At 59.9% G+C, this 23546-nt stretch carries 22 protein-coding genes and 1 pseudogene; 7 read left to right on the top strand and 16 right to left on the bottom strand.

All coding sequences use genetic code 11. The features are described 5' to 3' along the window. The first annotated feature begins 21 nt into the window (after positions 1–21). Entirely contained in the window at positions 22–1221 is a 1200-nt protein-coding gene (locus ACIPLA_RS19025; protein WP_218398699.1) for a glycosyltransferase family 1 protein, read from the top strand. Positions 1222–1340: 119 nt separating this feature from the next. Here the strand turns inward: ACIPLA_RS19025 and ACIPLA_RS19020 are convergent, their stop codons facing one another. The 3 genes from ACIPLA_RS19020 to ACIPLA_RS19010 form a co-directional block, all read right to left on the bottom strand. Next, positions 1341–2444, bottom strand: coding sequence for an NADH:flavin oxidoreductase (locus tag ACIPLA_RS19020; protein ID WP_218398698.1), 1104 nt, complete (start codon positions 2442–2444; stop codon positions 1341–1343). 209 nt (positions 2445–2653) lie between these two features. Then, positions 2654–3136, bottom strand: coding sequence for a glutathione peroxidase (locus ACIPLA_RS19015; RefSeq protein ID WP_218398697.1), 483 nt, complete (start codon positions 3134–3136; stop codon positions 2654–2656). A gap of 123 nt (positions 3137–3259) precedes the next feature. After that, positions 3260–3745, bottom strand: a complete 486-nt coding sequence (locus ACIPLA_RS19010; RefSeq protein ID WP_007901600.1) for a peptidylprolyl isomerase — start codon at positions 3743–3745, stop codon at positions 3260–3262. On the opposite strand from ACIPLA_RS19010, the gene ACIPLA_RS19005 reads away from it, so the two are divergent. Genes ACIPLA_RS19005 through ACIPLA_RS18995 form a run of 3 tightly spaced genes read left to right on the top strand, consistent with a single transcriptional unit; the run spans position 3714 to position 7121 of the window. Further along, the gene (locus ACIPLA_RS19005; RefSeq protein ID WP_123499035.1) at positions 3714–4052 is read left to right on the top strand and encodes a DUF3565 domain-containing protein; all 339 of its coding nucleotides are present in this window, start codon (positions 3714–3716) and stop codon (positions 4050–4052) included. The genes ACIPLA_RS19010 and ACIPLA_RS19005 overlap by 32 nt on opposite strands. 60 nt (positions 4053–4112) lie before the next feature. Next, positions 4113–6212 carry a phosphate acetyltransferase gene (pta, locus tag ACIPLA_RS19000; RefSeq protein ID WP_123499023.1) on the top strand — a complete coding sequence of 700 codons (2100 nt, stop codon included), beginning with the start codon at positions 4113–4115 and terminating at the stop codon, positions 6210–6212. Continuing rightward, positions 6213–7121: an acyltransferase gene (locus ACIPLA_RS18995; RefSeq protein ID WP_218398696.1), complete on the top strand. Its 909-nt coding sequence runs from the start codon at positions 6213–6215 to the stop codon at positions 7119–7121. A gap of 162 nt (positions 7122–7283) precedes the next feature. On the opposite strand, the pseudogene cysN reads toward ACIPLA_RS18995, so the two are convergent. The 3 genes and pseudogenes from cysN to ACIPLA_RS18980 all read right to left on the bottom strand — a co-directional run bounded on the left by cysN (position 7284) and on the right by ACIPLA_RS18980 (position 11122). Beyond that, positions 7284–9180: pseudogene (gene cysN / locus ACIPLA_RS18990) on the bottom strand (sulfate adenylyltransferase subunit CysN). A gap of 9 nt (positions 9181–9189) precedes the next feature. Further along, positions 9190–10107, bottom strand: coding sequence for a sulfate adenylyltransferase subunit CysD (gene cysD / locus ACIPLA_RS18985; protein WP_008008639.1), 918 nt, complete (start codon positions 10105–10107; stop codon positions 9190–9192). Between the two features lie 256 nt (positions 10108–10363). Further along, entirely contained in the window at positions 10364–11122 is a 759-nt protein-coding gene (locus ACIPLA_RS18980) for a Nif3-like dinuclear metal center hexameric protein (protein WP_401175006.1), read from the bottom strand. 103 nt (positions 11123–11225) lie between these two features. Here ACIPLA_RS18980 and algW point away from each other — a divergent pair, with 103 nt between their 5' ends. The 3 genes from algW to ACIPLA_RS18965 all read left to right on the top strand — a co-directional run bounded on the left by algW (position 11226) and on the right by ACIPLA_RS18965 (position 15341). Beyond that, complete coding sequence (gene algW, locus ACIPLA_RS18975; RefSeq protein WP_123499015.1) at positions 11226–12383, top strand: Do family serine endopeptidase AlgW; 1158 nt, start codon at positions 11226–11228, stop codon at positions 12381–12383. Positions 12384–12502: 119 nt separating this feature from the next. Further along, positions 12503–14608, top strand: a complete 2106-nt coding sequence (locus ACIPLA_RS18970) for a TonB-dependent siderophore receptor (protein WP_401175003.1) — start codon at positions 12503–12505, stop codon at positions 14606–14608. 13 nt (positions 14609–14621) lie between these two features. Then, complete coding sequence (locus tag ACIPLA_RS18965; protein WP_401175000.1) at positions 14622–15341, top strand: DUF4198 domain-containing protein; 720 nt, start codon at positions 14622–14624, stop codon at positions 15339–15341. A gap of 119 nt (positions 15342–15460) precedes the next feature. Here the strand turns inward: ACIPLA_RS18965 and hisC are convergent, their stop codons facing one another. The 10 genes from hisC to ACIPLA_RS18915 all read right to left on the bottom strand — a co-directional run bounded on the left by hisC (position 15461) and on the right by ACIPLA_RS18915 (position 23415). After that, positions 15461–16513, bottom strand: a complete 1053-nt coding sequence (hisC, locus tag ACIPLA_RS18960) for a histidinol-phosphate transaminase (RefSeq protein ID WP_218398691.1) — start codon at positions 16511–16513, stop codon at positions 15461–15463. A gap of 2 nt (positions 16514–16515) precedes the next feature. Next, the gene (gene hisD / locus ACIPLA_RS18955) at positions 16516–17841 is read right to left on the bottom strand and encodes a histidinol dehydrogenase (protein ID WP_123499007.1); all 1326 of its coding nucleotides are present in this window, start codon (positions 17839–17841) and stop codon (positions 16516–16518) included. A 126-nt stretch (positions 17842–17967) separates the two neighbouring features. Further along, complete coding sequence (hisG, locus tag ACIPLA_RS18950; protein WP_007901570.1) at positions 17968–18603, bottom strand: ATP phosphoribosyltransferase; 636 nt, start codon at positions 18601–18603, stop codon at positions 17968–17970. Positions 18604–18731: 128 nt separating this feature from the next. After that, a complete protein-coding gene (gene murA, locus ACIPLA_RS18945; RefSeq protein ID WP_123499005.1) occupies positions 18732–19997 on the bottom strand; it encodes a UDP-N-acetylglucosamine 1-carboxyvinyltransferase in 1266 nt (421 codons plus the stop codon). Positions 19998–20019: 22 nt separating this feature from the next. Further along, on the bottom strand, positions 20020–20259 hold the full coding sequence (locus ACIPLA_RS18940; protein ID WP_007912386.1) for a BolA family protein: 240 nt from the start codon (positions 20257–20259) through the stop codon (positions 20020–20022). A 115-nt stretch (positions 20260–20374) separates the two neighbouring features. Beyond that, positions 20375–20680 (bottom strand): lipid asymmetry maintenance protein MlaB, encoded by a 306-nt coding sequence (locus tag ACIPLA_RS18935; RefSeq protein ID WP_008070580.1) that lies wholly within the window; start codon positions 20678–20680, stop codon positions 20375–20377. After that, a complete protein-coding gene (locus ACIPLA_RS18930; RefSeq protein WP_218398690.1) occupies positions 20677–21330 on the bottom strand; it encodes a phospholipid-binding protein MlaC in 654 nt (217 codons plus the stop codon). Before ACIPLA_RS18930 ends, ACIPLA_RS18935 begins: the two co-directional genes overlap by 4 nt. Positions 21331–21341: 11 nt before the next feature. Then, a complete protein-coding gene (mlaD, locus tag ACIPLA_RS18925) occupies positions 21342–21809 on the bottom strand; it encodes an outer membrane lipid asymmetry maintenance protein MlaD (RefSeq protein WP_008070583.1) in 468 nt (155 codons plus the stop codon). Beyond that, the gene (mlaE, locus tag ACIPLA_RS18920) at positions 21809–22606 is read right to left on the bottom strand and encodes a lipid asymmetry maintenance ABC transporter permease subunit MlaE (RefSeq protein ID WP_123499001.1); all 798 of its coding nucleotides are present in this window, start codon (positions 22604–22606) and stop codon (positions 21809–21811) included. Before mlaE ends, mlaD begins: the two co-directional genes overlap by 1 nt. Beyond that, on the bottom strand, positions 22606–23415 hold the full coding sequence (locus ACIPLA_RS18915; protein WP_218398689.1) for an ATP-binding cassette domain-containing protein: 810 nt from the start codon (positions 23413–23415) through the stop codon (positions 22606–22608). The genes mlaE and ACIPLA_RS18915 overlap by 1 nt, the downstream gene beginning before the upstream one ends. Positions 23416–23546: the final 131 nt, after the last annotated feature.

Here is a 23546-nt window from a genome sequence, read left to right as displayed (position 1 = left end):
CTCAACCGTCACAATGACGACATGGCCTCAGCCGACACTGAGGTCATGACGACAACTCTGCATATCACCCTGATCACCGAAACCTTCCCTCCGGAAATCAACGGCGTTGCCAATACCCTTGGCCGCTTGTTCGACGGTTTGCGCGCACGCGGGCATCAGGTGGAGTTGGTTCGGCCACGTCAGGGTGGCGACCCGCTCATGGGCAGCAACGATGAGTTGCTGTTGTGTCGAGGCTGGCCGTTGCCGGGTTATCCCGGCCTGCAATGGGGTCAGTCGTCGATGCACAAGTTGCTGCGGCGCTGGAAACGCCATCGTCCGGACGTGTTGTACATCGCCACTGAAGGACCGCTGGGGTTATCCGCATTGCGCGCGGCACGGCGTTTGGGGATTTCGGTGGTCAGTGGCTTTCATACCAATTTTCAACAGTACTCCAGCCAATACGGCTTCGGGCTGCTGACCCGCTTGCTGACTCACTACCTGCGCTGGTTTCACAATCGCTCGACCCTGACCCTGGTGCCCAGCGCCAGCCAGCGACTGGAGCTGGAACGCCGCCGTTTCGAGCGCCTGGCGCTGCTCTCTCGAGGCGTCGACAGCCAGTTGTTTCATCCGGCCAAACGGCTGAAATCGCTGCGCGAGCAATGGGGACTGGCCGAGGAAGATATTGCCTTGATCCACGTAGGACGCCTGGCGCCAGAGAAAAATCTTGGCTTGCTCAAGCGGTGTTTCGACACGCTGAAAATGACTTATCCACAGCGAAAAATGAAATTGATTGTGGTTGGTGATGGGCCGCAACGATCGATGCTGGAGAAGGAATTGCCCGAAGCGATTTTCTGCGGCTCACAACGCGGCGAAGCCTTGGCCAGTCACTATGCGTCGGGGGATGTGTTTCTGTTTCCGAGCTTGACCGAAACTTTCGGCAATGTGGTGCTTGAGGCATTGGCCTCGGGGCTGGGGGTGGTGGCGTACGATCAGGCTGCGGCGGCCCAGCATATTCGCCATGGTTACAACGGCGTACTGGCCATGCCCGGGGATGAAGAGGCGTTCTGCGATGCAGCACGCTGGCTGCTGGAGGAGCGTGAAACCTTGCGCTGCGTGCGTCTTAATGCGCGCCAGCATGCGAGTCGTCAGGGTTGGGCGGCGATTATCGAGCAGTTCGAGGGGCAGTTGCGCGGGGCTTGTTTGCAGGGGCAATCCTTGCCTGATGCAGCGTTGTTGCCTTGAAAAGCTTCGCGGGCAAGCCTCGCTCCTACATTAGGGCTTGTGTCGGGTCAAAATAGTGTGATCGACACAAATTCTGTAGGAGCGAGGCTTGCCCGCGAAGAGGCCCGCCCGGATGCCGCTTAAACCAGCGTCATCAACGCCTCACGGCTGAACGGCAGAATGTCTTGCTCACGACCGTCCCGCACTTTCTGCGCCCAGTCCGGATCCACCAGCAACGCACGCCCCACGGCCACCAGATCGAACTCATCGTTATTCAGCCGCTCCAGCAGTTTTTCCAGGCTGGCCGGTTGGGCGATCTTGTCGGTGTTGACCATGAATTGCAGGAACTCGCCATCCAGGCCGACGCTGCCAACGGTGATGGTTGGCTTGCCAGTTAGTTTGCGAGTCCAGCCGGCCAGGTTCAGCTCGGAACCGTCGAACTCCGGCTCCCAGAAACGCCGCGTCGAGCAGTGGAAAATGTCCACGCCAGCGTCGGACAATGGCTGGAGGAATTCGCCCAGGGCTTGCGGGGTTTGTACCAAGCGCGCGGTGTAATCCTGCTGCTTCCACTGGGAGAAACGGAAGATAATCGGGAAACCTTCACCGACCGCTGTACGCACCGCCTGAATCAGTTCGATGGCGAAGCGCGAACGGTTCGCCAGGCTGCCACCGTATTCATCGGTACGCTGATTGCTGCCTTCCCAGAAAAACTGGTCCACCAGATAACCGTGGGCACCGTGGATTTCCACGCCGTCCATGCCGATGCTCTGAGCATCCTTGGCGGCTTGGGCGAATGCGGCAATCACGTCCTGGATATCTTCCTTGGTCATGCCGTGAACCACGACCTGACCGTCCTTCAATTTTTCCGACGGACCGTAACCCGGCACGCTGGCGTCCGGCTCGGTGCCGATGCGGCGCACGCTGCCCACATGCCACAGTTGCGGAACGATTTTCCCGCCCTCGGCATGCACCGCATCGACGACTTTCTTCCAGCCGGCCAATGCCGCTTCACCATAGAAATGCGGCACGTTCGGATAGCCGTTGGAGGCCTTGTGACCGACGGTGGTGCCTTCGGTGATGATCAGCCCAACACCGGCAGCGGCGCGACGACGGTAGTACTCGATCACTTTGGAATTGGGCACGCCGCCCGGCGAAAACGAGCGGGTCATCGGCGCCATGACGACGCGGGTCGGCAACTCGAGAGCGCCTAGGTGAAAAGGCTTGAACAGGGCTTTGACAGGCATGGGACGCTCCACGGGACATAGACTTTATGACGGCGATAATATGCGGGGCGGCAAGCGATGCACAGCACTATTGATTGCGGTGATTAAGGTCTAAAAGATAGGAAGCATTGTAGGAGCGAGGCTTGCCCGCGAAGGCGTCATGTCAGTCGATATCAATGTTGAATGAGATGACGCTTTCGCGGGCAAGCCTCGCTCCTACAGAGGGGATGTCAGCTCAGCGCTTTTTCGATCGCCTGGATGACAGCATGATCATCTGGCGCCGTACGCGGCGAGAATCGCGCCAGCACGCGACCATCCTTGCCCAGCAGGAATTTCTCGAAGTTCCAGGTGATGTCGCCCGGAAATTCCGCGCCTTCGCCCGCCAGCAGACGATACAACTGATGACGCTCATGGCCGTTGACTTCCAGCTTGCTGGACAACGGAAAGGTCACGCCATAGTTGAGGCTGCAGAACGCCTGGATCTCCTGCTCGGTGCCCGGTTCCTGCCCGGCAAACTGGTTGCACGGTAAGCCCAGCACTCTGAAGCCCTTGTCCTTGTATTGCTGGTAGAGGTTTTCCAGCGCCGCGTACTGTGGGGTCAAACCACATTTGGAGGCAACGTTGACCACCAGCACGACACACCCCTTGAAGGGCGCCAAAGGTAGCTCCTGACCATCCAGGGCTGTCAGTTTAAGGTCGTGAAAAGCACTCATGACGAACTCCAAATTCCAGTGTTCTTCTCAAAACAGCCACTTGGCGGTGCCATCAAGGACAGCCGCGGACTAAAAAGGCGCCCTCGGGCGCCTCTCCAGCTCTCGAAAGCTTAGCGCAGAAAATCAGTGGTGATGGCCACCTTCGCCATGGACGTGACCATGAGCGATTTCTTCCTGGCTGGCGTCACGGATGTCGATGATCTTGACCTGGAAATTCAGGCGCTGACCGGCCAACGGATGGTTGCCGTCGACAGTGACATCGTCGCCGTCCAGATCACGAATGGTGACGATCTGCATCTGGCCGTCCGGAGCGGATGCGTGGAACTGCATGCCCACTTCCAGCTCGTCGACGCCTTCGAACATGCTGCGGCTCAAAGTGCTGACCAGTTCGGCAGCGTATTCGCCATAGGCATCTTCAGGTTCTACGGCGACAGTCAGTTCGTCACCGACTGCTTTGCCTTCCAGTGCCTTTTCCAGGCCCGGGATGATGTTACCTGCGCCTTGCAGGTAGACCAGCGGCGCGCCGCCGGCGGAGCTGTCGATGACCTCACCAGCGTCGTTGGTCAGGGTATAGTCGATGGAGACAGCCTTATTGGCGGCGATCAGCATGGGGCGAGACCTTTTGCATAAGAATATAGAAAGACCAAGTTTAGCGAAGCAATCGTCTGAAAGCGAACACAACCCGGACAGACGGGGTGCGGCAAAGGGCTCGACGGTCACAGGCTTCCATCAGGATGAAGACGGACACTGGGTAGCCGAGCTTTCCTGCGGCCATACCCAACACCTGCGGCACCAGCCGCCGTGGCAATCCCGGGCCTGGGTGCTGGACCCTTCGTTGCGTAATGAAAAAATAGGCCAGCCCTTTGATTGCGGATGGTGCGCACAAGGCTCGGTTAGCGATAACCTTGACGACTGAATTTCGGTAGAACGCCAGCCATAGGCGCTCACCATTGCCATGCACCCTTAGAGAATCCGCATGCAAACTTTTTTTATCGCGCCCACCGATTTTGGTGTGGGTCTGACCTCCATCAGCCTCGGGCTGGTGCGTACGCTTGAGCGGGCCGGTCTCAAAGTCGGCTTTTTCAAACCGATTGCCCAGCCGCACCCGGGTGACACGGGCCCTGAACGCTCCACCGAACTGGTGGCCCGCACCCACGGTTTGAAACCGCCTCAGCCACTGGGCCTGGCCCACGTTGAGCGAATGCTCGGCGACGGTCAGCTGGACGAACTGCTCGAAGAAATCATCACCCTTTATCAGCAAGCCGCTGTCGGCAAGGACGTGCTGATTGTCGAAGGCATGGTCCCGACCCGCAGCGCCAGTTACGCGGCGCGGGTCAACCTGCATTTGGCCAAGAGCCTGGACGCCGATGTGATTCTGGTCTCGGCACCGGAAAACGAAGTGCTGACTGAATTGTCCGGCCGGGTGGAATTGCAGGCGCAATTGTTCGGCGGGCCGAAAGACCCGAAAGTCCTGGGCGTGATCCTCAACAAGGTCAAGACCGACGAAAGCATGGAGGCCTTCGCCTCGCGCCTGAAGGAGCACTCGCCATTGCTGCGCAGTGGCGACTTCCGCCTGCTCGGCTGCATCCCGTATCAACCGGAACTGAACGCACCGCGCACCCGCGACGTGGCCGACCTGATGGGCGCTCAGGTGCTCAACGCCGGCGACTATGAAACCCGGCGCATGACCAACATCATCATCTGCGCCCGCACCGTGCGCAACACTGTGGAGCTGCTCAAACCCGGTGTGCTGGTGGTAACCCCCGGCGATCGCGACGACATCATCCTCGCCGTCAGCCTCGCGGCGATGAACGGCGTGCCCCTGGCCGGCCTGTTGCTGACCAGCGACACCCTGCCCGACCCGCGCATCATGGATCTGTGCCGTGGCGCCTTGCAGGCCGGCTTGCCGGTGTTGTCGGTCAGCACCGGTTCCTACGACACCGCCAACCAGTTAAACAGTTTGAACAAGGAAATCCCGATCGACGACCGCGAACGTGCGGAGATCATCACCGATTTCGTCGCCAGCCACCTCGACGCCAACTGGCTGCACCAGCGCTGCGGCACGCCGCGGGAAATGCGCCTGTCGCCAGCGGTGTTCCGCTACCAGCTGATCCAGCGCGCCCAGGCCGCCAACAAGCGCATCGTGTTGCCCGAAGGCAGCGAGCCGTTGACCGTGCAGGCCGCCGCGATCTGCCAGGCCCGCGGCATTGCCCGTTGCGTGTTGCTGGCCAAACCGGCGGACGTCGAAGCCGTCGCCCGCGCCCAAGGCATCGAGTTGCCGCCGGGGCTGGAAATCCTCGATCCGGACCTGATTCGCGAACGCTACGTCGAGCCAATGGTTGCACTGCGCAAGACTAAAAGCCTCAACGCGCCGATGGCCGAGCAACAACTGGAAGACACCGTGGTGATCGGCACCATGATGCTGGCGCTGGATGAAGTCGACGGGCTGGTGTCAGGGGTCATTCACTCCACCGCCAATACCATCCGCCCGGCCCTGCAACTGATCAAGACCGCGCCGGGCTGCACGCTGGTGTCGTCAGTGTTCTTCATGCTTTTCCCCGAGGAAGTGCTGGTCTACGGCGACTGCGTGATGAACCCGCACCCCAGCGCCAGCGAACTGGCCGAGATCGCGCTGCAAAGCGCCGACTCGGCAGCCGCCTTCGGCATCACCCCGCGCGTGGCGATGATCAGCTACTCCAGCGGTGAATCGGCTAGCGGCGAAGAAGTCGAGAAGGTGCGCGAAGCGACGTTGCTCGCCCATGAACAACAGAACTCGCTACTGATCGACGGCCCATTGCAATACGACGCCGCCGCCAACGAAACCGTTGCCCGGCAACTGGCGCCGAACAGCCAGGTCGCCGGGCGTGCCACGGTGTTCGTGTTCCCCGACTTGAACACCGGCAACACCACCCACAAAGCCGTGCAGCGCAGCGCAGACTGCGTCAGCCTCGGGCCGATGCTGCAAGGCCTGCGCAAACCAGTGAATGACCTGCCGCGCGGCGCGCAGGTCGACGACATCGTCTACACCATCGCGTTGACCGCGATTCAAGCTGCCAACCGACCTTTGGATGTTTAAATGCTGGATTTTCTACCTGCACCCGTGCGCGGCGTGATCGCCTCGCTGTTGTTGGCGCTGAACACGATTGTCTGCTGCACGCCGCTGTTCGTGGTGGCGATCTTCAAACTGCTGCTGCCCTTCCCCGCCGCCCAACGTTTTACCGATTGGCTGATGAGCCATATCCACGAAGCCTGGATCAGCAACAACAAGGCCTGGATGGATCTGCTCGGGCACACGCGCTGGCAGCTCAGCGGGCTGGAAGGTCTGGACTATCAGCACTCGTACCTGATCACCAGCAACCACCAGAGCTGGGTCGACATCATGGTGTTGCAGTACGTGCTCAACCGGCGCATCCGCCCGCTGAAGTTCTTTCTCAAACAGCAACTGATCTGGGTTCCAGTGATCGGTCTGGCGTGGTGGGCGCTCGGCTTTCCGTTCATGAAGCGCTACTCCAAGGCCTACCTGGAGAAGCACCCGGAGAAGAAAGGCAAAGACCTGGAAACCACCCGCAAGACCTGCGACAAGTTCCGCAATAACCCGGTGGGGATTTTCAACTTCGTCGAAGGCACGCGCTTCACCGAGGGCAAGCACGTACAGCAGAGCTCGCCGTTCCGCTACCTGCTCAAACCGAAAGCGGGTGGCATTGCCTTCGTGCTGGATGCCATGGGCGACCAGCTGGAAGCCATCGTCAACGTGACCATTCACTATCCGGCCGGGCGGCCGGGTTATTGGGATTTGCTCTGTGGGAACGTGAAGGATGTGGTGGTGCATTTTCAGGAGCTGAAGATTCCACCGCAGTTCGTCGGCAAGAACTACGACCAGGATGGGGTGTATCGGCTTGAGTTTCAGGGTTGGATCAATCAACTGTGGAATGACAAGGATGCGCTGCTGGGGCAGATGCACCGGGAGTATCCCGCCAAAGTTTGAGGTGTTTGTACCGGCCTCTTCGCGGGCAAGCCTCGCTCCTACAGGTCGGGGTGATCGCAATTAACCTGTAGGAGCGAGGCTTGCCCGCGAAGGCGTCCTCCCAGACACAAAAAAACCCGCAGACGATCACTCATCTGCGGGTTTTTTATTGGCAGCTAACGCTTAGATCGCGCCACGTTTACGCAGCAGATCCAGCACTTGCTTGACGCTTTCTTCCAGCGACAGCGACTGGGTGTCGATCACCAGATCGGCATTCAGCGGCACGTCGTACGGGAAGGATTCGCCCGGGATGTTATCGCCACCCGCCGCGTACAGACCTTGCGGATCACGCTCGGCACAGACCGTCGGAGAGGCCTGGACGTAGACCGTCAGCAGACGCTCCTTGCCGATCAGTTCCCTGGCCTGCTCACGACCTTCAGCACTCGGCGCAACGAAGGCTGCCAAGGTCAACAGACCCGCTTCGTTGAACTGCCGCGCAACGTGCGCTGCACGACGCCAGTTTTCGGTACGCCCGGCACGATCATGTGGCAGGCCTTTATTCAGGTCATGACGCAGGTTCTGGCCATCGAGCACAAACACTGCGCGGCCCATGTCGAACAGCTTGCGTTCAACCGCGTAAGCCAGAGTGCTTTTGCCAGCGCCCGACAGGCCGCTGAACAACACGGTGGCCGGTTGCTGGCCGAAGCGCTGGGCGCGTTCTTCGGTAGCCACATGCGCCAGTTTGCCGTGGTGGGTGCTGCTGCCATGGCTCAACGGCTGAGCGATGATCATGCCGGCCGCGACCGTACCGTTGGTCAGTCGATCAATGACGATGAACGAACCGGTGGTGCGGTTGCTGTCGTAACCGTCCAGCGCGATGGCCGCGTCGAGGCTGATCTTGACCCGACCGATCTCGTTCAACTGCAGCGAGTTGGCGGGACCTTCGGCCAGGGTGTTCACGTCCACGCGATTGACGATGCTGGTGATCGAACCCGGCACGTAAGTCGTGGCGCGCTTGATGTCGTATTTCTTGCCCGGCAGCATCGGCTCTTCGGCCATCCACACCAGCATGGCGTCGAAGGCGTCAGTCACTTGCGGCTGGTTGTCGGCATGCACCAGCAAGTCGCCGCGGGAGATGTCGATTTCGTCTTCCATGGTCAGCGTCACGGCTTGACCCGGACCTGCATGCTCCAGTTCACCTTCGAAGGTGACAATGGATTTCACCCGGCTGCTCTTGCCCGACGGCAACACAACGACTTCATCGCCCTTGTGCACGATGCCGCTGGCCAGGGTGCCGGCGAAACCACGGAAGTTCAGGTTCGGGCGGTTGACGTACTGCACCGGGAAACGCAGGTCGGTGTAGTTGCGGTCGCTGGCGATTTCGACGGTTTCGAGGATTTCCATCAGCGACTGGCCGGTGTACCACGGCGAGCGCTCGGACTTGTTCACCACGTTGTCGCCTTTCAGCGCCGACATCGGCACGAAGGCCATGGTGGTCGGCTTGAACGCGATGCCTTCGGCGAACTTCAGGTAATCGGCCTTGATCGACTCGAACACGCTTTCGTCGAAGCCGTTGAGGTCCATCTTGTTGATGGCGACAACAATGTGCTTGATGCCCAGCAACGAGGCGATAAAGCTGTGGCGACGGGTCTGGGTCTGCACGCCGTAACGGGCGTCGACCAGGATGATCGCCAGGTCACAGGTGGAGGCACCAGTGGCCATGTTGCGGGTGTACTGCTCATGGTGGGGTATCGGCGATGATGAATTTGCGCTTGGCGGTGGAGAAATAGCGGTAGGCGACATCAATGGTGATGCCCTGCTCACGCTCGGCCTGCAAGCCGTCGACCAGCAACGCCAGGTCGATGTCTTCACCGGTGGTGCCGACTTTTTTCGAGTCGCGGGTAATGGCTTCCAGGTGATCTTCGTAGATCATCTTGGAGTCGTGCAGCAGGCGCCCGATCAGGGTGCTCTTGCCGTCGTCGACGTTGCCACAGGTCAGAAAGCGCAGCATTTCCTTGCGTTCGTGCTGGCCCAGGTAGGCGAGGATGTCCTCGCTGATCAAATCAGATGCGTGCGACATGACAACCCCTTAGAAATAACCCTGACGTTTCTTTTCTTCCATCGAACCGGCGCCATCGTGATCGATGACACGGCCCTGGCGTTCGGAAGTTCGCGTCAGGAGCATTTCCTGAATGATGTCGGTCAGGCTGGTGGCCTCGGACTCGACCGCACCGGTCAACGGGTAGTCGCCCAGCGTACGGAAACGGACCTTTTTCTTGACGATGCGCGCCTTGTCTTCGTCGCTCAGGTGATTGAGCAGGCGCTCGTCGTCGATCATGATCCAGGTGCCATTCATCTCGATGACATCGCGTTCGGCTGCGAAATACAGCGGCACGATCGGGATACCTTCGAGGTAGATGTACTGCCAGATGTCCAGCTCGGTCCAGTTCGACAACGGGAATACGCGGATCGATTCGCCCTTGTTGACCTTGCCGTTGTAGACGTTCCACAACTCCGGGCGCTGGTTTTTCGGATCCCAGCGGTGCTTGGTATCGCGGAAGGAATACACGCGCTCTTTGGCACGGGATTTCTCTTCGTCGCGACGGGCGCCACCGAATGCCGCATCGAAGCCGTACTTGTCGAGGGCCTGCTTGAGGCCTTCGGTCTTCATGATATCGGTGTGCTTGGCACTGCCGTGGGTGAGCGGGTTGATACCCTGTGCAACACCCTCGGGATTCACGTGCACCAGCAGGTCCAGGCCGAGTTCTTCGACCATGCGGTCGCGGAACGCGTACATTTCCTTGAACTTCCACTGGGTGTCGACGTGCATCACCGGAAACGGAAGTTTTCCCGGGAAGAATGCCTTGCGTGCCAGGTGCAGCATCACGGCGGAGTCTTTACCGACGGAGTACAGCATCACCGGGTTATCGAACTCGGCGGCGACCTCGCGGATGATGTGGATGCTTTCGGCCTCCAGCTGTTTCAGATGCGTCAGTTTGTCGACCATGGCTACTCACGAAAACGATCTTATGGACGGCCTGCGGGCCGTGTTCGAGCGGGGAATCCTAGCACAGCGCCCTCTTCTAATCAGGACGCTGGCTAGATCGAAAGGGTATATGAATATACCCCCTCGTTTGGCACCACACCCTGTAGGAGCGAGGCTTGCCCGCGAAGAACGATAACGCGGTATTCCTGATGAACCGCGTTATCGTTCTTCGCGGGCAAGCCTCGCTCCTACAGGGCAACCCCATTCAGTTTTGAAATCAGATAGGGTTCGGGCAATCAATAAAGATGTGCTCAAGGGCGAAGCGTCGCGCCAGGTAATCCCCCAATGCCTGCACGCCGTAACGCTCGGTGGCGTGGTGGCCGGCGGCGATGAAGCTGATGTCGTTTTCCCGGGCGCTGTGGAACGTCTGCTCCGAGGCCTCGCCGCTGAGGTACAGATCAACGCCAGCCAACACCGCCTGATCAATGTACCCTTGGCCGCCACCGGTGCACCAGCCGACCCGACGAATCATCGCGCTGCCTTCGATCAGCAATGGCTCGCGCCCCATGACTTCCTGCACGCGACGGGCGAAATCGCGAGGGGTCATCGGTTCGTTCAACGAGCCGACCAGGCCAACGACTTTCAGATTGTCCGGATCCAGCGGGCCTTCGACGGTGATGTCCAGTTGCCGGGCAAGCTGCACGTTATTACCGACTTCCGGGTGCAGATCCAGCGGCAAGTGATAGGACAGCAGGCTGATATCGTGCTTGAGCAAGGTTTTCAACCGGCGCTGCTTCATGCCGGTGATGCACGGGTTTTCACCTTTCCAGAAATAGCCGTGATGCACCAGCACCAGATCGGCCTGGGCCTCTACCGCGGCGTCCAGCAACGCCTGGCTTGCAGTAACACCGCTGACGATGCGCATCACTTGCGGCCGGCCTTCGACCTGCAAACCATTGGGGCAGTAATCGGCGATCTTCGCACTTGCCAGGTAGCGGTCGGCTTCTTCGACCAGGGTGCTCAGGGCAACGGCCATAAAAGACTCCTAAATATCCCGTTCAGAGGCGCGCTCGGCCTCGTATAATGCGCGACATTATGGGCGGTCTCACACCGCCTGCAACCTCTGTAGGACTTGCTTAATGCTCAAGGCGCTGCGTTTTTCCGGCTGGCCGCTGTTGGCCGGCGTGCTTATCGCTCTATTGATTATGCAGCGTTACCCGGAGTGGGTCGGGTTACCGAGCCTGGACGTCAATCTGCAGCAAGCCCCGCAAACCATCGGTCTGCAGCAGGGCCCGGTGTCCTATGCCGACGCGGTGACCACGGCCGCGCCGTCGGTGGTCAATCTGTACACCACCAAAGTGGTCAACAAGCCCAGCCATCCGCTGTTCGAAGACCCTCAGTTCCGCCGCTTCTTCGGCGACAACTCGCCCAAGCAGAAGCGCATGGAGTCGAGCCTCGGTTCGGGCGTGATCATGAGCCCGGAAGGTTATCTGCTGACCAACAACCACGTGACCAGCGGTGCCGACCAGATCGTGGTGGCGCTCAAGGATGGCCGTGAAACCCTGGCCCGGGTCATCGGCAGCGACCCGGAAACCGACCTCGCGGTATTGAAGATTGACCTGAAAAACCTGCCGTCGATCACCGTCGGCCGTTCCGACAATATCCGCATCGGCGACGTGGCCCTGGCCATCGGCAACCCCTTCGGCGTCGGCCAGACCGTGACCATGGGCATCATCAGCGCCACCGGGCGCAATCAGCTGGGGCTGAACAACTACGAAGACTTCATCCAGACCGATGCCGCGATCAACCCCGGCAACTCCGGCGGTGCACTGGTGGACGCCAATGGCAACCTGACCGGCATCAACACGGCGATCTTCTCCAAGTCTGGCGGTTCTCAGGGCATCGGCTTCGCGATCCCGGTCAAACTGGCGATGGAAGTGATGAAGTCGATCATCGAACACGGCCAGGTGATTCGCGGTTGGCTCGGCATCGAAGTGCAACCCTTGAGTCAGGAACTGGCGGAATCGTTTGGTCTGTCGGGACGTCCGGGGATTGTGGTCGCGGGGATTTTCCGTGACGGCCCGGCGCAAAAGGCCGGCCTGCAACTGGGCGACGTGATCCTTAGCATCGACGGTGAACCGGCCGGCGACGGTCGCCGCTCGATGAACCAGGTGGCGCGAATCAAGCCGACCGACAAGGTCACCATTCAGGTAATGCGCAACGGTAAAGAGCTCAAGCTCACGGCAGAAATCGGTTTGCGTCCGCCACCCGCGCCGATCAAGGAAAAAGAAGAGTAGCTGCCGCAGGCTGCGATCTTTCCGAGGTCTTTGAAAGCACAGAGACAGCCAGCCTTAAACGAATACATTCTCATTAGGCATGTTATATTGTTTCAATGTCACTATTGGAACAACATAACATGTCGTCTCGAACAATGGTTTCCCTCGCAGGCCTGGCCCTCGGTTTGCTGGGGGATCCGGTCTTCGCCGAAGAATCGCAAACCGTTGAACTGGACGCCATCAGCGTCACCTCCGACTACGAATCCCCCACCGGCCCGGTCAAGGGTTACCGCGCCACGCGCTCCTCCAGCGCAACCAAAACCGACACCGCCCTTCGTGATATTCCGCAATCGATCAGTGTGATTCCCGTCAGTGTGCTCAAGGACCTGGGCAGCACCAGCGTCGAACGCGCACTGGAATTTGCCGGCGGCGTGTCGAAACAGAACAACTTCGGCGGCCTGACGCTATACGAATACAGCGTTCGCGGCTTCACCACGTCGGAGTTCTACAAGGACGGTTTCAGCGCCAACCGCGGCTATCCAAGCACGCCGGACGTGGCCAACATAGAACGCATCGAAGTGCTCAAAGGCCCGGCCGCCAGCCTCTATGGTCGCGGCGATCCGGGCGGGACGGTGAACATCGTCACCAAGAAACCCCAGCCTGAAGCCTTCACCACACTGCAAACCAGCGCCGGCAGTTGGGATCGCTATCGCACCGCCGTGGACGTCAACACACCGCTGGGTGATGATGGCAACGTTCTGTCCCGGGTGAACCTGGCCGTCGAGGACAACCACAGCTTCCGCGATTACGTCGACAGTCAGCGTGTGTTCGTTGCGCCTTCGTTCAGCTGGCAACTGAACCCGGACACCAGCCTGTTGGTGGAGAGCGAGTTCGTGCGCCACAGCTCGACCTTCGATCGCGGTGTCGTCGCGCCGAACAATAAATGGAGCGGTATCTCCCGTTCGACCTTCCTTGGTGAACCCAACGACGGCAACATCGACAACCACAACAATCTGCTGCAAGCCGCCCTCGAACATCAGCTCAACGACCGCTGGAAACTACGCCTCGCCAGCCATTACAAGGAAGGCAAGCTCTGGGGCTTCGCCTCCGAAACTCGTCCCTTGAACGCCGACGGCCACACCGTCAACCGCCGCTATCGCGAGCGCGACACCAATTGGCACGACAGCATCACCCAACTCGAACTGCGCGGTTTGTTCGACATCGGCAGTTGGCAACACGAACTGCTGATCGGCAGCGAATACGAGAACTTCCGCAAGAACGAACGGGTCACGACCATTGCCGGCGGCCCTTACGCTATCGATATCTATCGGCCGATTTACGGCCAGCCGAAACCTGATGGCGCGCGCTCCGGGACCGACTTCTTCGAGCACGTCGAAAGCCAGGCGCTGAACCTTCAGGACCAGATCGTCTTCACCGACAAACTGCGCGGCATGCTCGGTGCGCGCTTCGAGCATTTCGAACAAAGCATCGACGATCACAGCCGCAACGCCACCAGCCGCCAGCGCCACGACGCACTGACCCAGCGAGCCGGCCTGCTCTACCAACTGACGCCCGAAGTGGGGTTGTTCGCCAACGCCTCCACTTCGTTCAAACCGAACAATGGGCTGGACGCCGCCGGCAAATCCTTCGACCCGGAAGAAGGCGTCGGTTATGAAGTCGGGATCAAGAGCGAGCTGTTCGACGACCGCTTGAGCACCACCCTCGCCGCCTTCCATATCGAAAAGGAAAACGTCCTGGCCCTCGACCCGAGCACCGACTCCAGCCGCGCCATGGGCAAGGCCCGCAGCCAGGGAGTGGACCTGCAAGTCACCGGACAAGTGACCGATGCAGTGCGAGTGATCGGCGCCTTCGCTTACATCGACGCCGAAGTCACCCAGGGCGACAAGGTCATTCCCACCGGCAGCCGAATTCTCGGCGCGGCCAAACGCAGTGGCAGTCTGTTGGGTGTTTATGAATTTCAGGACGGTCATTTGCGCGGTTCGGACCTTGGCGCAGCGTTCACCTATGTCGGCGATCGCTCGGGTGAAGCCGGCAGCGATTTCGAACTGCCGGCCTACCACACCGTCGACCTGCTGGCCCATTACAAGGCCAGCGAAAACGTCACCGTGGGCCTGAACCTGAACAATCTTTTCGACGAGAAATACTTCGAGCGCTCCTACAGCAACTACTGGGTCAACCCCGGAGAACCGCGCAATTTCACCGTCAGCCTGACACTCAACCTGTAAAAGGACGTCCACCATGCAACACCTAAAATCCCTGGCGCTACTCAGTCTTTTGTGTGCCGGCCAAGTCTCGGCCCACGGTCTCTGGACCGAAGAACGTCGCGGCAACATCGAAGTCATCTACGGCCACGGTGCCGAAGACAACGCCTTCAAGGCACAGAAAATCAGCGGCGCGTGGGCCTATGACGTAGCCGGAAAAATGATCCCGGTGAACGTGCAACGGCTGGCCGACCACGCCCGCCTGCAACCGTTGAAACCACCAGCAGTGATGGCCGTGGCGTTGAACAATGGCATGTGGTCGCAGACGGCGGATAAGAAATGGATCAACGAAGGACGCAGCAAAGTGCCGGGGGCCATTGAGTCGACCCAGACTTTCAAATACAGCCTGGCGATCTACCAGCCGGGGGCGAAGCTGCCGAAGCTCGATCAGATGAAACTGTTGATTCTGCCGGAGGTTGATCCGCTTACCGTGGGGCCGGGCAAGTCGTTGCCGGTTCGAGTGCTGCTGGACGGTAAGCCGGCGGCGGGCGTGAAGCTAGTGGGCGACTATCGCAGCGCGCCGGATACGTTAAGCACCGAGACCGATGCAGAGGGTCGGGCGCAAGTATTGGTGCGTAATGAAGGGTTGAATGTGATTGCGGCGCAGATGGAGATTGCGCTGAAGGACAACCCGGACGTGGCGACACGTGGGTTGTTCACATCGCTGACCTTCCTGGGCGAAGCGCATCACGAGTAAACCCCACCCCCCCCTGTAGGAGCGAGGCTTGCCCGCGAAGAACGATAACTCGGTGTAACAGGTAAACCGTGTCATCGTTCTTCGCGGGCAAGCCTCGCTCCTACGGGATCAGCGATGGATTAGAGATCGCCGAGGCCGTCGATCAGCGCCTGATTCTGCTCCGGCGCGCCGATGGAAATCCGCAGGAACTGGGCAATCCGCTCCTGCTTGAAGTGCCGAACGATCACGCCCTGTTCGCGCAACTTCGCCGCCAGCCCTGCCGCATCGTGCTTCGGGTGACGGGCGAAAATGAAGTTTGCCGCCGAAGGCAACACCTCAAACCCCTTCGCCTCCAGCTGCGCGACCACCTTCTCGCGACTCTCGATGACCAACCGGCAGGTCTTGTCGAAATACTCACGATCCTCGAACGCTGCCGCGGCCCCGACAATCGCCAGACGATCCAGCGGATAGGAGTTGAAGCTGTTCTTGATCCGCTCCAGCGCCTCGATCAGGTCCGGATGCCCCACCGCCAGCCCCACCCGCAGGCCCGCCAGCGAACGGGACTTGGACAGGGTCTGAGTCACCAACAGGTTTGGATAACGGTCCACCAGCGTGATCGCCGTCTCACCGCCGAAATCGATGTAAGCCTCATCCACCACGACCACCGAATCCGGGCTGGCCTTGAGGATTTGCTCAACCGCGTCCAGTGCCAACAGGCAACCGGTCGGCGCGTTCGGGTTGGGGAAAATGATCCCGCCGTTCGGCTTGGCGTAGTCCGCCGGGTTGATCTGGAAGTGCTCATCCAGCGGCACCGCGTCGAAAGCAATGCCATACAAACCGCAGTAAACCGGATAGAAGCTGTAGCTGATGTCCGGGAACAGCACTGGATTATCGTGTTGCAGCAAGCCGTGAAAAATGTGCGCCAGGACTTCATCGGAACCGTTGCCGAGAAATACCTGATTGCTCTGCACGCCGTAATACCTGGCCACCGCGTTCTTCAGCAGGTCGCTGTTCGGGTCCGGGTACAGACGCAGGTTATCGTTCAGTTCGGTTTGCATCGCGGCCAACGCTTTGGGCGATGGACCGTACGGGTTCTCGTTGGTGTTGAGCTTCACCAGTTTCGCCAGCTTCGGCTGCTCGCCCGGCACGTAGGGCACCAGGCTCTTGACGAAGGGACTCCAGAATTTACTCATGCTTAGCTGCCCTTCTTATCGTCAACGATGCGGTATTCGGCGCTGCGGGCGTGGGCGGTCAGCGACTCGCCACGGGCCAGCACGGAAGCGGTTTTGCCCAGTTCGGAGGCACCCTGCTCGGAGCAGAAGATGATCGACGAACGTTTCTGGAAGTCATAAACACCCAGCGGCGAAGAGAAGCGCGCGGTGCCGGACGTTGGCAGCACGTGGTTCGGGCCAGCGCAGTAGTCGCCCAGCGCTTCTGAGGTGTGGCGGCCCATGAAGATCGCACCGGCGTGGCGGATCTGCGGCAACCAGGCCTGCGGGTCGGCAACCGACAACTCCAGGTGTTCCGGCGCAATGCGGTTGGCCACTTCAATGGCTTGTTCCATATCGCGAACCTTGATCAGCGCACCGCGACCATTGATCGAGGTTTCGATGATCTCGGCGCGTTCCATAGTCGGCAGCAGTTTGGCGATACTCGCTGCGACCTTGTCGAGGAACTCGGCGTCCGGACTGACCAGAATCGCCTGGGCATCTTCGTCGTGCTCGGCCTGGGAGAACAGGTCCATGGCAATCCAGTCCGGATCAGTCTGGCCGTCACACACCACTAGAATCTCCGACGGCCCGGCGATCATGTCGATCCCGACCTGACCGAACACGTGGCGCTTGGCGGTGGCGACATAGATGTTGCCAGGGCCGACCACTTTGTCGACCTTCGGCACGCTTTCAGTGCCGTAAGCCAGCGCCGCAACGGCCTGGGCGCCGCCGATGGTGAACACCCGGTCAACGCCGGCAATGCAGGCCGCGGCCAGCACCAGCTCGTTGATCTCGCCGCGCGGCGTCGGCACGACCATGACCACTTCGCTCACGCCTGCAACCTTGGCCGGAATCGCGTTCATCAGCACCGAAGACGGGTACGACGCCTTGCCGCCCGGCACATACAGACCGGCGCGATCCAGCGGCGTAACCTTCTGGCCCAGCACCGTGCCGTCGGCTTCGGTGTAGCTCCAGGAATCCTGCTTCTGTTTTTCGTGGTAGCTGCGCACGCGAGTCGCGGCTTTTTCCAAGGCTTCACGCTGAGGCGCGGTGATGCGGGTCAGGGCCAGCTCCAGGCGTTCGCGCGGCAGAATCAGGTCTGCCATGGAGGCGACTTGCAGGCCGTCGAACTTCTGTGTGAATTCCACCAGCGCCGCGTCGCCGCGTTCGCGCACAGCCTTGATGATGTCCAGCACTCGCTGATTGACCGAGTCGTCAGACACACTTTCCCAGCTCAGCAGATGATCCAGATGATGCGCGAAATCCGGGTCAGCAGCGTTGAGTCGGCGAATTGCAGTCGGTGCGGTCATAGCGAGAGCCTCATAGGATTGGCAAAAACTCAGGCGCCCTAACTTAGCAGTCGTTTCCGCTTGGGCACCTGAGAATTCTGGCTATGAGGCGGATAGACGGGCGCGACTCAAGGTCGCGCGAGTGAATCAGCCGCGGTGTCGAGACTCCACTGCTTTGCGCAGGGTGTCGATCAACGCCTGGATTCGGGCGTGCTGCATTTTCATCGAAGCTTTGTTGACGATCAGCCGGGAGCTGATGTCGGCAATGAAATCCTGGGGCTCCAGGCCATTGGCACGCAGGGTGTTACCGGTGTCGACTACGTCGATGATCTTGTCCGCCAGACCGATCAGCGGCGCCAGCTCCATCGAGCCGTAGAGCTTGATGATGTCGACCTGACGCCCCTGCTCGGCATAGTAACGCTTGGCGACGTTGACGAATTTGGTCGCCACCCGTAGACGGCCCTTGGGCTCGACATCGCCGACACGGCCGGCGGTCATCAGCTTGCAGAGGGCAATTCGCAGGTCCAGAGGCTCGTACAGACCCTGACCGCCATATTCCATCAGCACATCTTTACCGGCGACGCCGAGGTCCGCGGCACCATGCTCGACATAAGTCGGCACATCGGTGGCGCGCACGATCAGCAAGCGCACATCGGCCTGGGTTGTGGGGATGATCAGCTTGCGGCTCTTGTCCGGATTCTCGGTCGGCACGATGCCCGCTTCAGCCAGAAGCGGCAGGGTGTCGTCAAGGATGCGGCCCTTGGACAGTGCGATGGTCAACATGGGAAACGTCAGTCCTTATCAAGGTACTCATGCCCGGTCGCAAACGGCGCCGGACATACATCGAGGCCGTTACCAGCCCCGACTTGAACAAAATCAACGGGCGCGTCCTTGCGCCCATGCAGCAGAAACTAGCCCGGTACGCGGCGGATCTTCGCGCCGAGCATCTGCAGTTTCTCTTCGATGCACTCGTAACCACGGTCGATGTGGTAGATGCGGTCGATCAGGGTATCGCCTTCGGCGATCAGCGCCGAGATCACCAGGCTGGCCGAAGCACGCAGGTCGGTGGCCATTACTGGCGCGCCCTTGAGCTTCTCGATGCCGGTGACGATGGCCGTGTTGCCTTCGACCTGGATGTGAGCGCCCATGCGGTGCAGCTCGTAAACGTGCATGAAGCGGTTTTCGAAGATCGTCTCGATCACCGCACCAGTGCCTTCGGCAATGGCGTTGAGGGAGATGAACTGCGCCTGCATGTCGGTCGGGAACGCCGGGTATGGAGCGGTCCGCACGTTGACGGCTTTTGGCCGCTTGCCATGCATGTTCAGCTCGATCCAGTCTTCGCCGCAGGTGATTTCGGCACCCGATTCGCGGAGCTTTTCCAGAACGGCTTCGAGGATGGTCGGATCAGTGTCCTTGACCTTCACACGACCGCCGGTCACCGCCGCCGCCACCAGGTAGGTGCCGGTCTCGATACGGTCAGGCATCACCTTGTAAGTGGTCGGGTGCAGACGCTCGACGCCATCGATGGTGATAGTGTCGGTGCCGGCGCCAGTGATCTTGGCGCCCATGGCGTTCAGGAAGTTCGCCAGGTCGATGACCTCAGGCTCGCGAGCGGCGTTCGCCAGCACGCTACGGCCCTTGGCCAGAGCGGCCGCCATCATGATGTTCTCGGTACCGGTCACGCTGACGGTGTCGAAGAAGAAGTGCGCACCGCGCAGGCCGCCTTCAGGGGCCTTGGCCTTGATGTAGCCGCCTTCGACGTCGATGACCGCGCCCATGGCTTCGAGGCCACGGATGTGCAGGTCGACCGGACGCGAACCGATGGCGCAACCGCCAGGCAGTGCGACTTCGGCTTCACCGAAACGGGCAACCATCGGGCCCAGCACCAGGATCGAGGCACGCATGGTTTTCACCAGTTCGTACGGCGCGATCAGGGTCTTGATGGTACGCGGGTCGATTTCGACGCTGAGCTTCTCGTCGATCACCGGCTCGATGCCCATGCGGCCGAACAGCTCGATCATCGTGGTGATGTCGTGCAGGTGCGGCAGGTTGGCAACGGTCACCGGGCCATCGCACAGCAGGGTTGCAGCCAGGATCGGCAGGGCAGAGTTCTTTGCCCCGGAGATGCGGATTTCGCCGTCAAGACGAGCACCGCCAGTAATAATCAATTTATCCATAAGAATCTCGACGCCCTTGGGCTCAGGTGCGCTCGGCCCAGGCCGCGCTGCTGAAAAATTTCATAGTGACCGCATGGATGCTGCCATCGGTGATCCATGGGTTCAAATGGGCATAGATCTGCTGCTGACGCTTCACCGGGCTCAACGCCGCCAGTTCATCGCTAATCACGTTCAGCTGAAAGTTGCAGCCTTCGCCCTCGACTTCTACTAGGGTTCCTGGCAGCTTTCCTTCAAGGAAGCTCTTCACTTCTACGGCCTGCATGCTCAACCTCAATCGGCGCCCTGTGCGCGCGGGTCGGACATCATACAAAAAAGCCCCGCGCCTGCGAACCCCGCATTCACAGGACTCTGACGGGGGGCTTCTTTATAGATGCGGTTCAGGGGTGCGCCAACAGCTCGGTCAATTCGCTGACCTGAGCGATTTCGCGCATATCGTCGGGCATCGCGCGAATGCTCAGGGCCTTGCCGGCCGCCTGGGCATCGCGCATGAAGCACAGCAACAGCGACAAGCCGACGCTGCTGGACTTCTCCACCGCTGAGCAATCAACCACCAGCGCAGCCGCGTTGCTGGACTTGATCAGCGCCTGCCCCTGCTTGCGCAGGTTCGGGCCTGTGCGGTAATCCAGCACGCCACTGAGCAGCAGCTCGCCGGATTCGCTCATGCGAATGGCCGACTCACTCATTGGGTTTGGTTCTCGGTAGATTTTTCGGTGGCTTCCTTGGCTTTGGCGACTTCCCCGGCCCAACCGTTGATGGTCTTGTCCAGATCGTTGCCATTGCGCTGCATCGCATCAGCGAACTGATCGCGGAACAGCTTGCCAATGTTGATGCCGTTGATGATCACGTTGCGCAGTTTCCACTCGCCATTGATCTTTTCCAGTGTGTAAGACACAGGATAAATCGCGCCACTGCTGCCTTTGACCGTCATGCCAACGCTGGTACGGTCTCCCGACTCATCCTTGGCAGGATCGACGACGATACCCTGGTTGTCATACTCCAGCAGGGCATTGCCATAGAACTGGAACAGACCCTTTTTGAAGTTTTCCTGAAACGTCTTCATCTGCTCAGGCGTGGCTTTGCGCGAGTATTTGACTGTCATGATGCTCTTGGAAATACCCTCGGCATCCACGACAGGCCCGACAATGCTGTTCAGCGCCGCATAGAAGTCCTGCGGATCCTGCTTGTATTTCTCTTTGTTGGCAGAAAGATCCGCCAACAACCGGTTGGTGGTGTCCTGCACCAGTTCGTGCGCCGACGGCGCCGCCACGGCGTTAGCCATCAACGGCAAGGCCGCGAGTATCACCAACAGGCCACGTCGCAAGATAGAGATCATTCAAAAGCTCCTCATTTGGCGTCTTTGCTAACGGTATTGAGCAGGAATTTACCGATCAGGTCCTCGAGCACCAGCGACGACTGCGTGTCGTGGATGGTTCCCCCCTCCTTGAGCAGGGTTTCTTCCCCACCCACGCTGATACCGATGTATTTCTCACCCAACAGGCCAGCGGTCAGGATAGATGCAGTGGAGTCGGTCGGCAGATTATCTACGCGCTTTTCCAGTTGCATGGTCACCCGACCGGTGAAGCTGTCGCGATCCAGATCGATTGCGGTGACTTTGCCGATGGTGACACCGGCCATGGTCACTTTAGCTCTGACCGTCAAACCGGCGATATTGTCGAAATACGCATAAAGTTTATAAGTATCGGTGCTCGCCGTCGGAGCCAGGCCACTGACCCGCAGCGCAAGCAACAGCAAAGCCAGGATGCCAGCCAGCAAGAAAAGGCCGACACCGATTTCCAGGGTGCGGTTTTGCATCAGAAATCTCCAAACATCAAGGCGGTCAAGATAAAGTCCAGGCCAAGTACAGCCAAAGAGGCATACACCACGGTCTTGGTAGTGGCACGACTGATCCCCTCGGAAGTGGGCTCGCAGTCATAGCCTTGGAATACGGCGATCCAGGTCACGACGAAGGCAAAAACCATGCTTTTGATAATGCCGTTGAGCACATCGTCGACAAACGTCACGCTGTTTTGCATGTTCGACCAGTAGGAGCCTTCATAGACACCCAGCCAGTCGACGGCCACCCATGAACCGCCCCAGATACCCACCACGCTGAAAATCGTCGTCAGCACCGGCAAGGAAATGAAGCCGGCCCACAGGCGCGGGGCAATGATGTACTTGAGCGGGTCGACCCCGATCATTTCCAGGCTGGACAATTGCTCGGTGGACTTCATGTTGCCGATTTCAGCGGTCAGCGCCGACCCTGCGCGGCCGGCGAACAGCAAGGCCGTGACCACCGGCCCCAGCTCACGCAGCAACGTCAACGCAACCATCTGCCCGACGGCCTGTTCCGAACCGTAGCTGGACAGAATATTGAACCCCTGCAGGGCCAGCACCATGCCGATGAACACCCCGGAAACCACGATGATCACCAGGGACATCACGCCCACCGAATGCAGTTGCTTGACCAGCAAGCCAAAACCGCCGCCGATGCCGCCACGACCGAGCAAGGCATGAAACAGGAACAACGCCGAACGCCCGAACACCGCCATCACATCGATGCCGGCATGACCGAAACGGCGCACCCTTTCTATTAGTGTGATCTTGCGCATCAACGCTTCCCCAGAAGATCTGCGCGGTAATCCGGCGCTGGAAAGTGGTATGCGACCGGGCCGTCGGGTTCGCCAGTCAGGAATTGACGAATACGTGGCTCATCCGATTTCATCAGATCCTTGGGCGTGCCTTGCCCCAACACTTGCCCATCGCCCACCACGATGAGGTGGTCGGCGATGCTCGCGGTCTCGGCCAGGTCGTGGGAAACCACAATGCTGGTGATGCCCAGCGCATCGTTGAGCAGGCGGATCAGGCGCACCAGCACGCCCATGGCGATCGGGTCCTGGCCGACGAAAGGCTCGTCGTACATCAGGATTCGCGGATCGAGAGCAATTGCCCGAGCCAGCGCGACGCGACGTTTCATGCCGCCGGACAATTCGTCAGGCATCAGGTCGATGGCGCCACGCAAGCCAACAGCCTGCAATTTGAGCAGGACAATGTCGCGGATCATTTCTTCCGGCAGCGCTGTATGAACACGCAGCGGAAAGGCGACGTTCTCGAACACATCAAGGTCGGTAAACAATGCACCGCTCTGAAACAGCACACCCATGTGCTTGCGCGCATCGAACAGATCGTTGCGCGACAGTGTTGGCAGGTTCTGGCCATTGACCCAGACTTCGCCGCTGGTGGGGCGCAATTGTGCGCCGATCAGCCGCAACAGCGTGGTCTTGCCACACCCGGAAGGTCCCATGATGCCGGTAACCTTGCCGCGCGGGATGCGGATATCGATGTTATTGAAAATGCTGCGCGTACCGCGCTTGAAGGTCAGTCCCTTCAGCTCGACCGCGTAGGCGTTATCGGCACTCATCTAAACTCCTTGCGATGCAGCCTCTCACTCGGACGCCTGGCTTTCTGGCGAAAGCACATACCTCCCCGGGCAGGCCGAACTGGCGGCGAACTATATCACTGCAAAGCTCAAGCGCCCAAGGCCCAAGCCGG

Origin of the sequence: Pseudomonas sp. NPDC086112 (assembly GCF_044746425.1) — a bacterium.
In the GTDB taxonomy this organism is placed as follows: Bacteria; Pseudomonadota; Gammaproteobacteria; order Pseudomonadales; family Pseudomonadaceae; genus Aquipseudomonas.
Note: the sequence above shows the minus strand (reverse complement) of the source record. Positions and strands in the feature narration are given on the sequence as shown.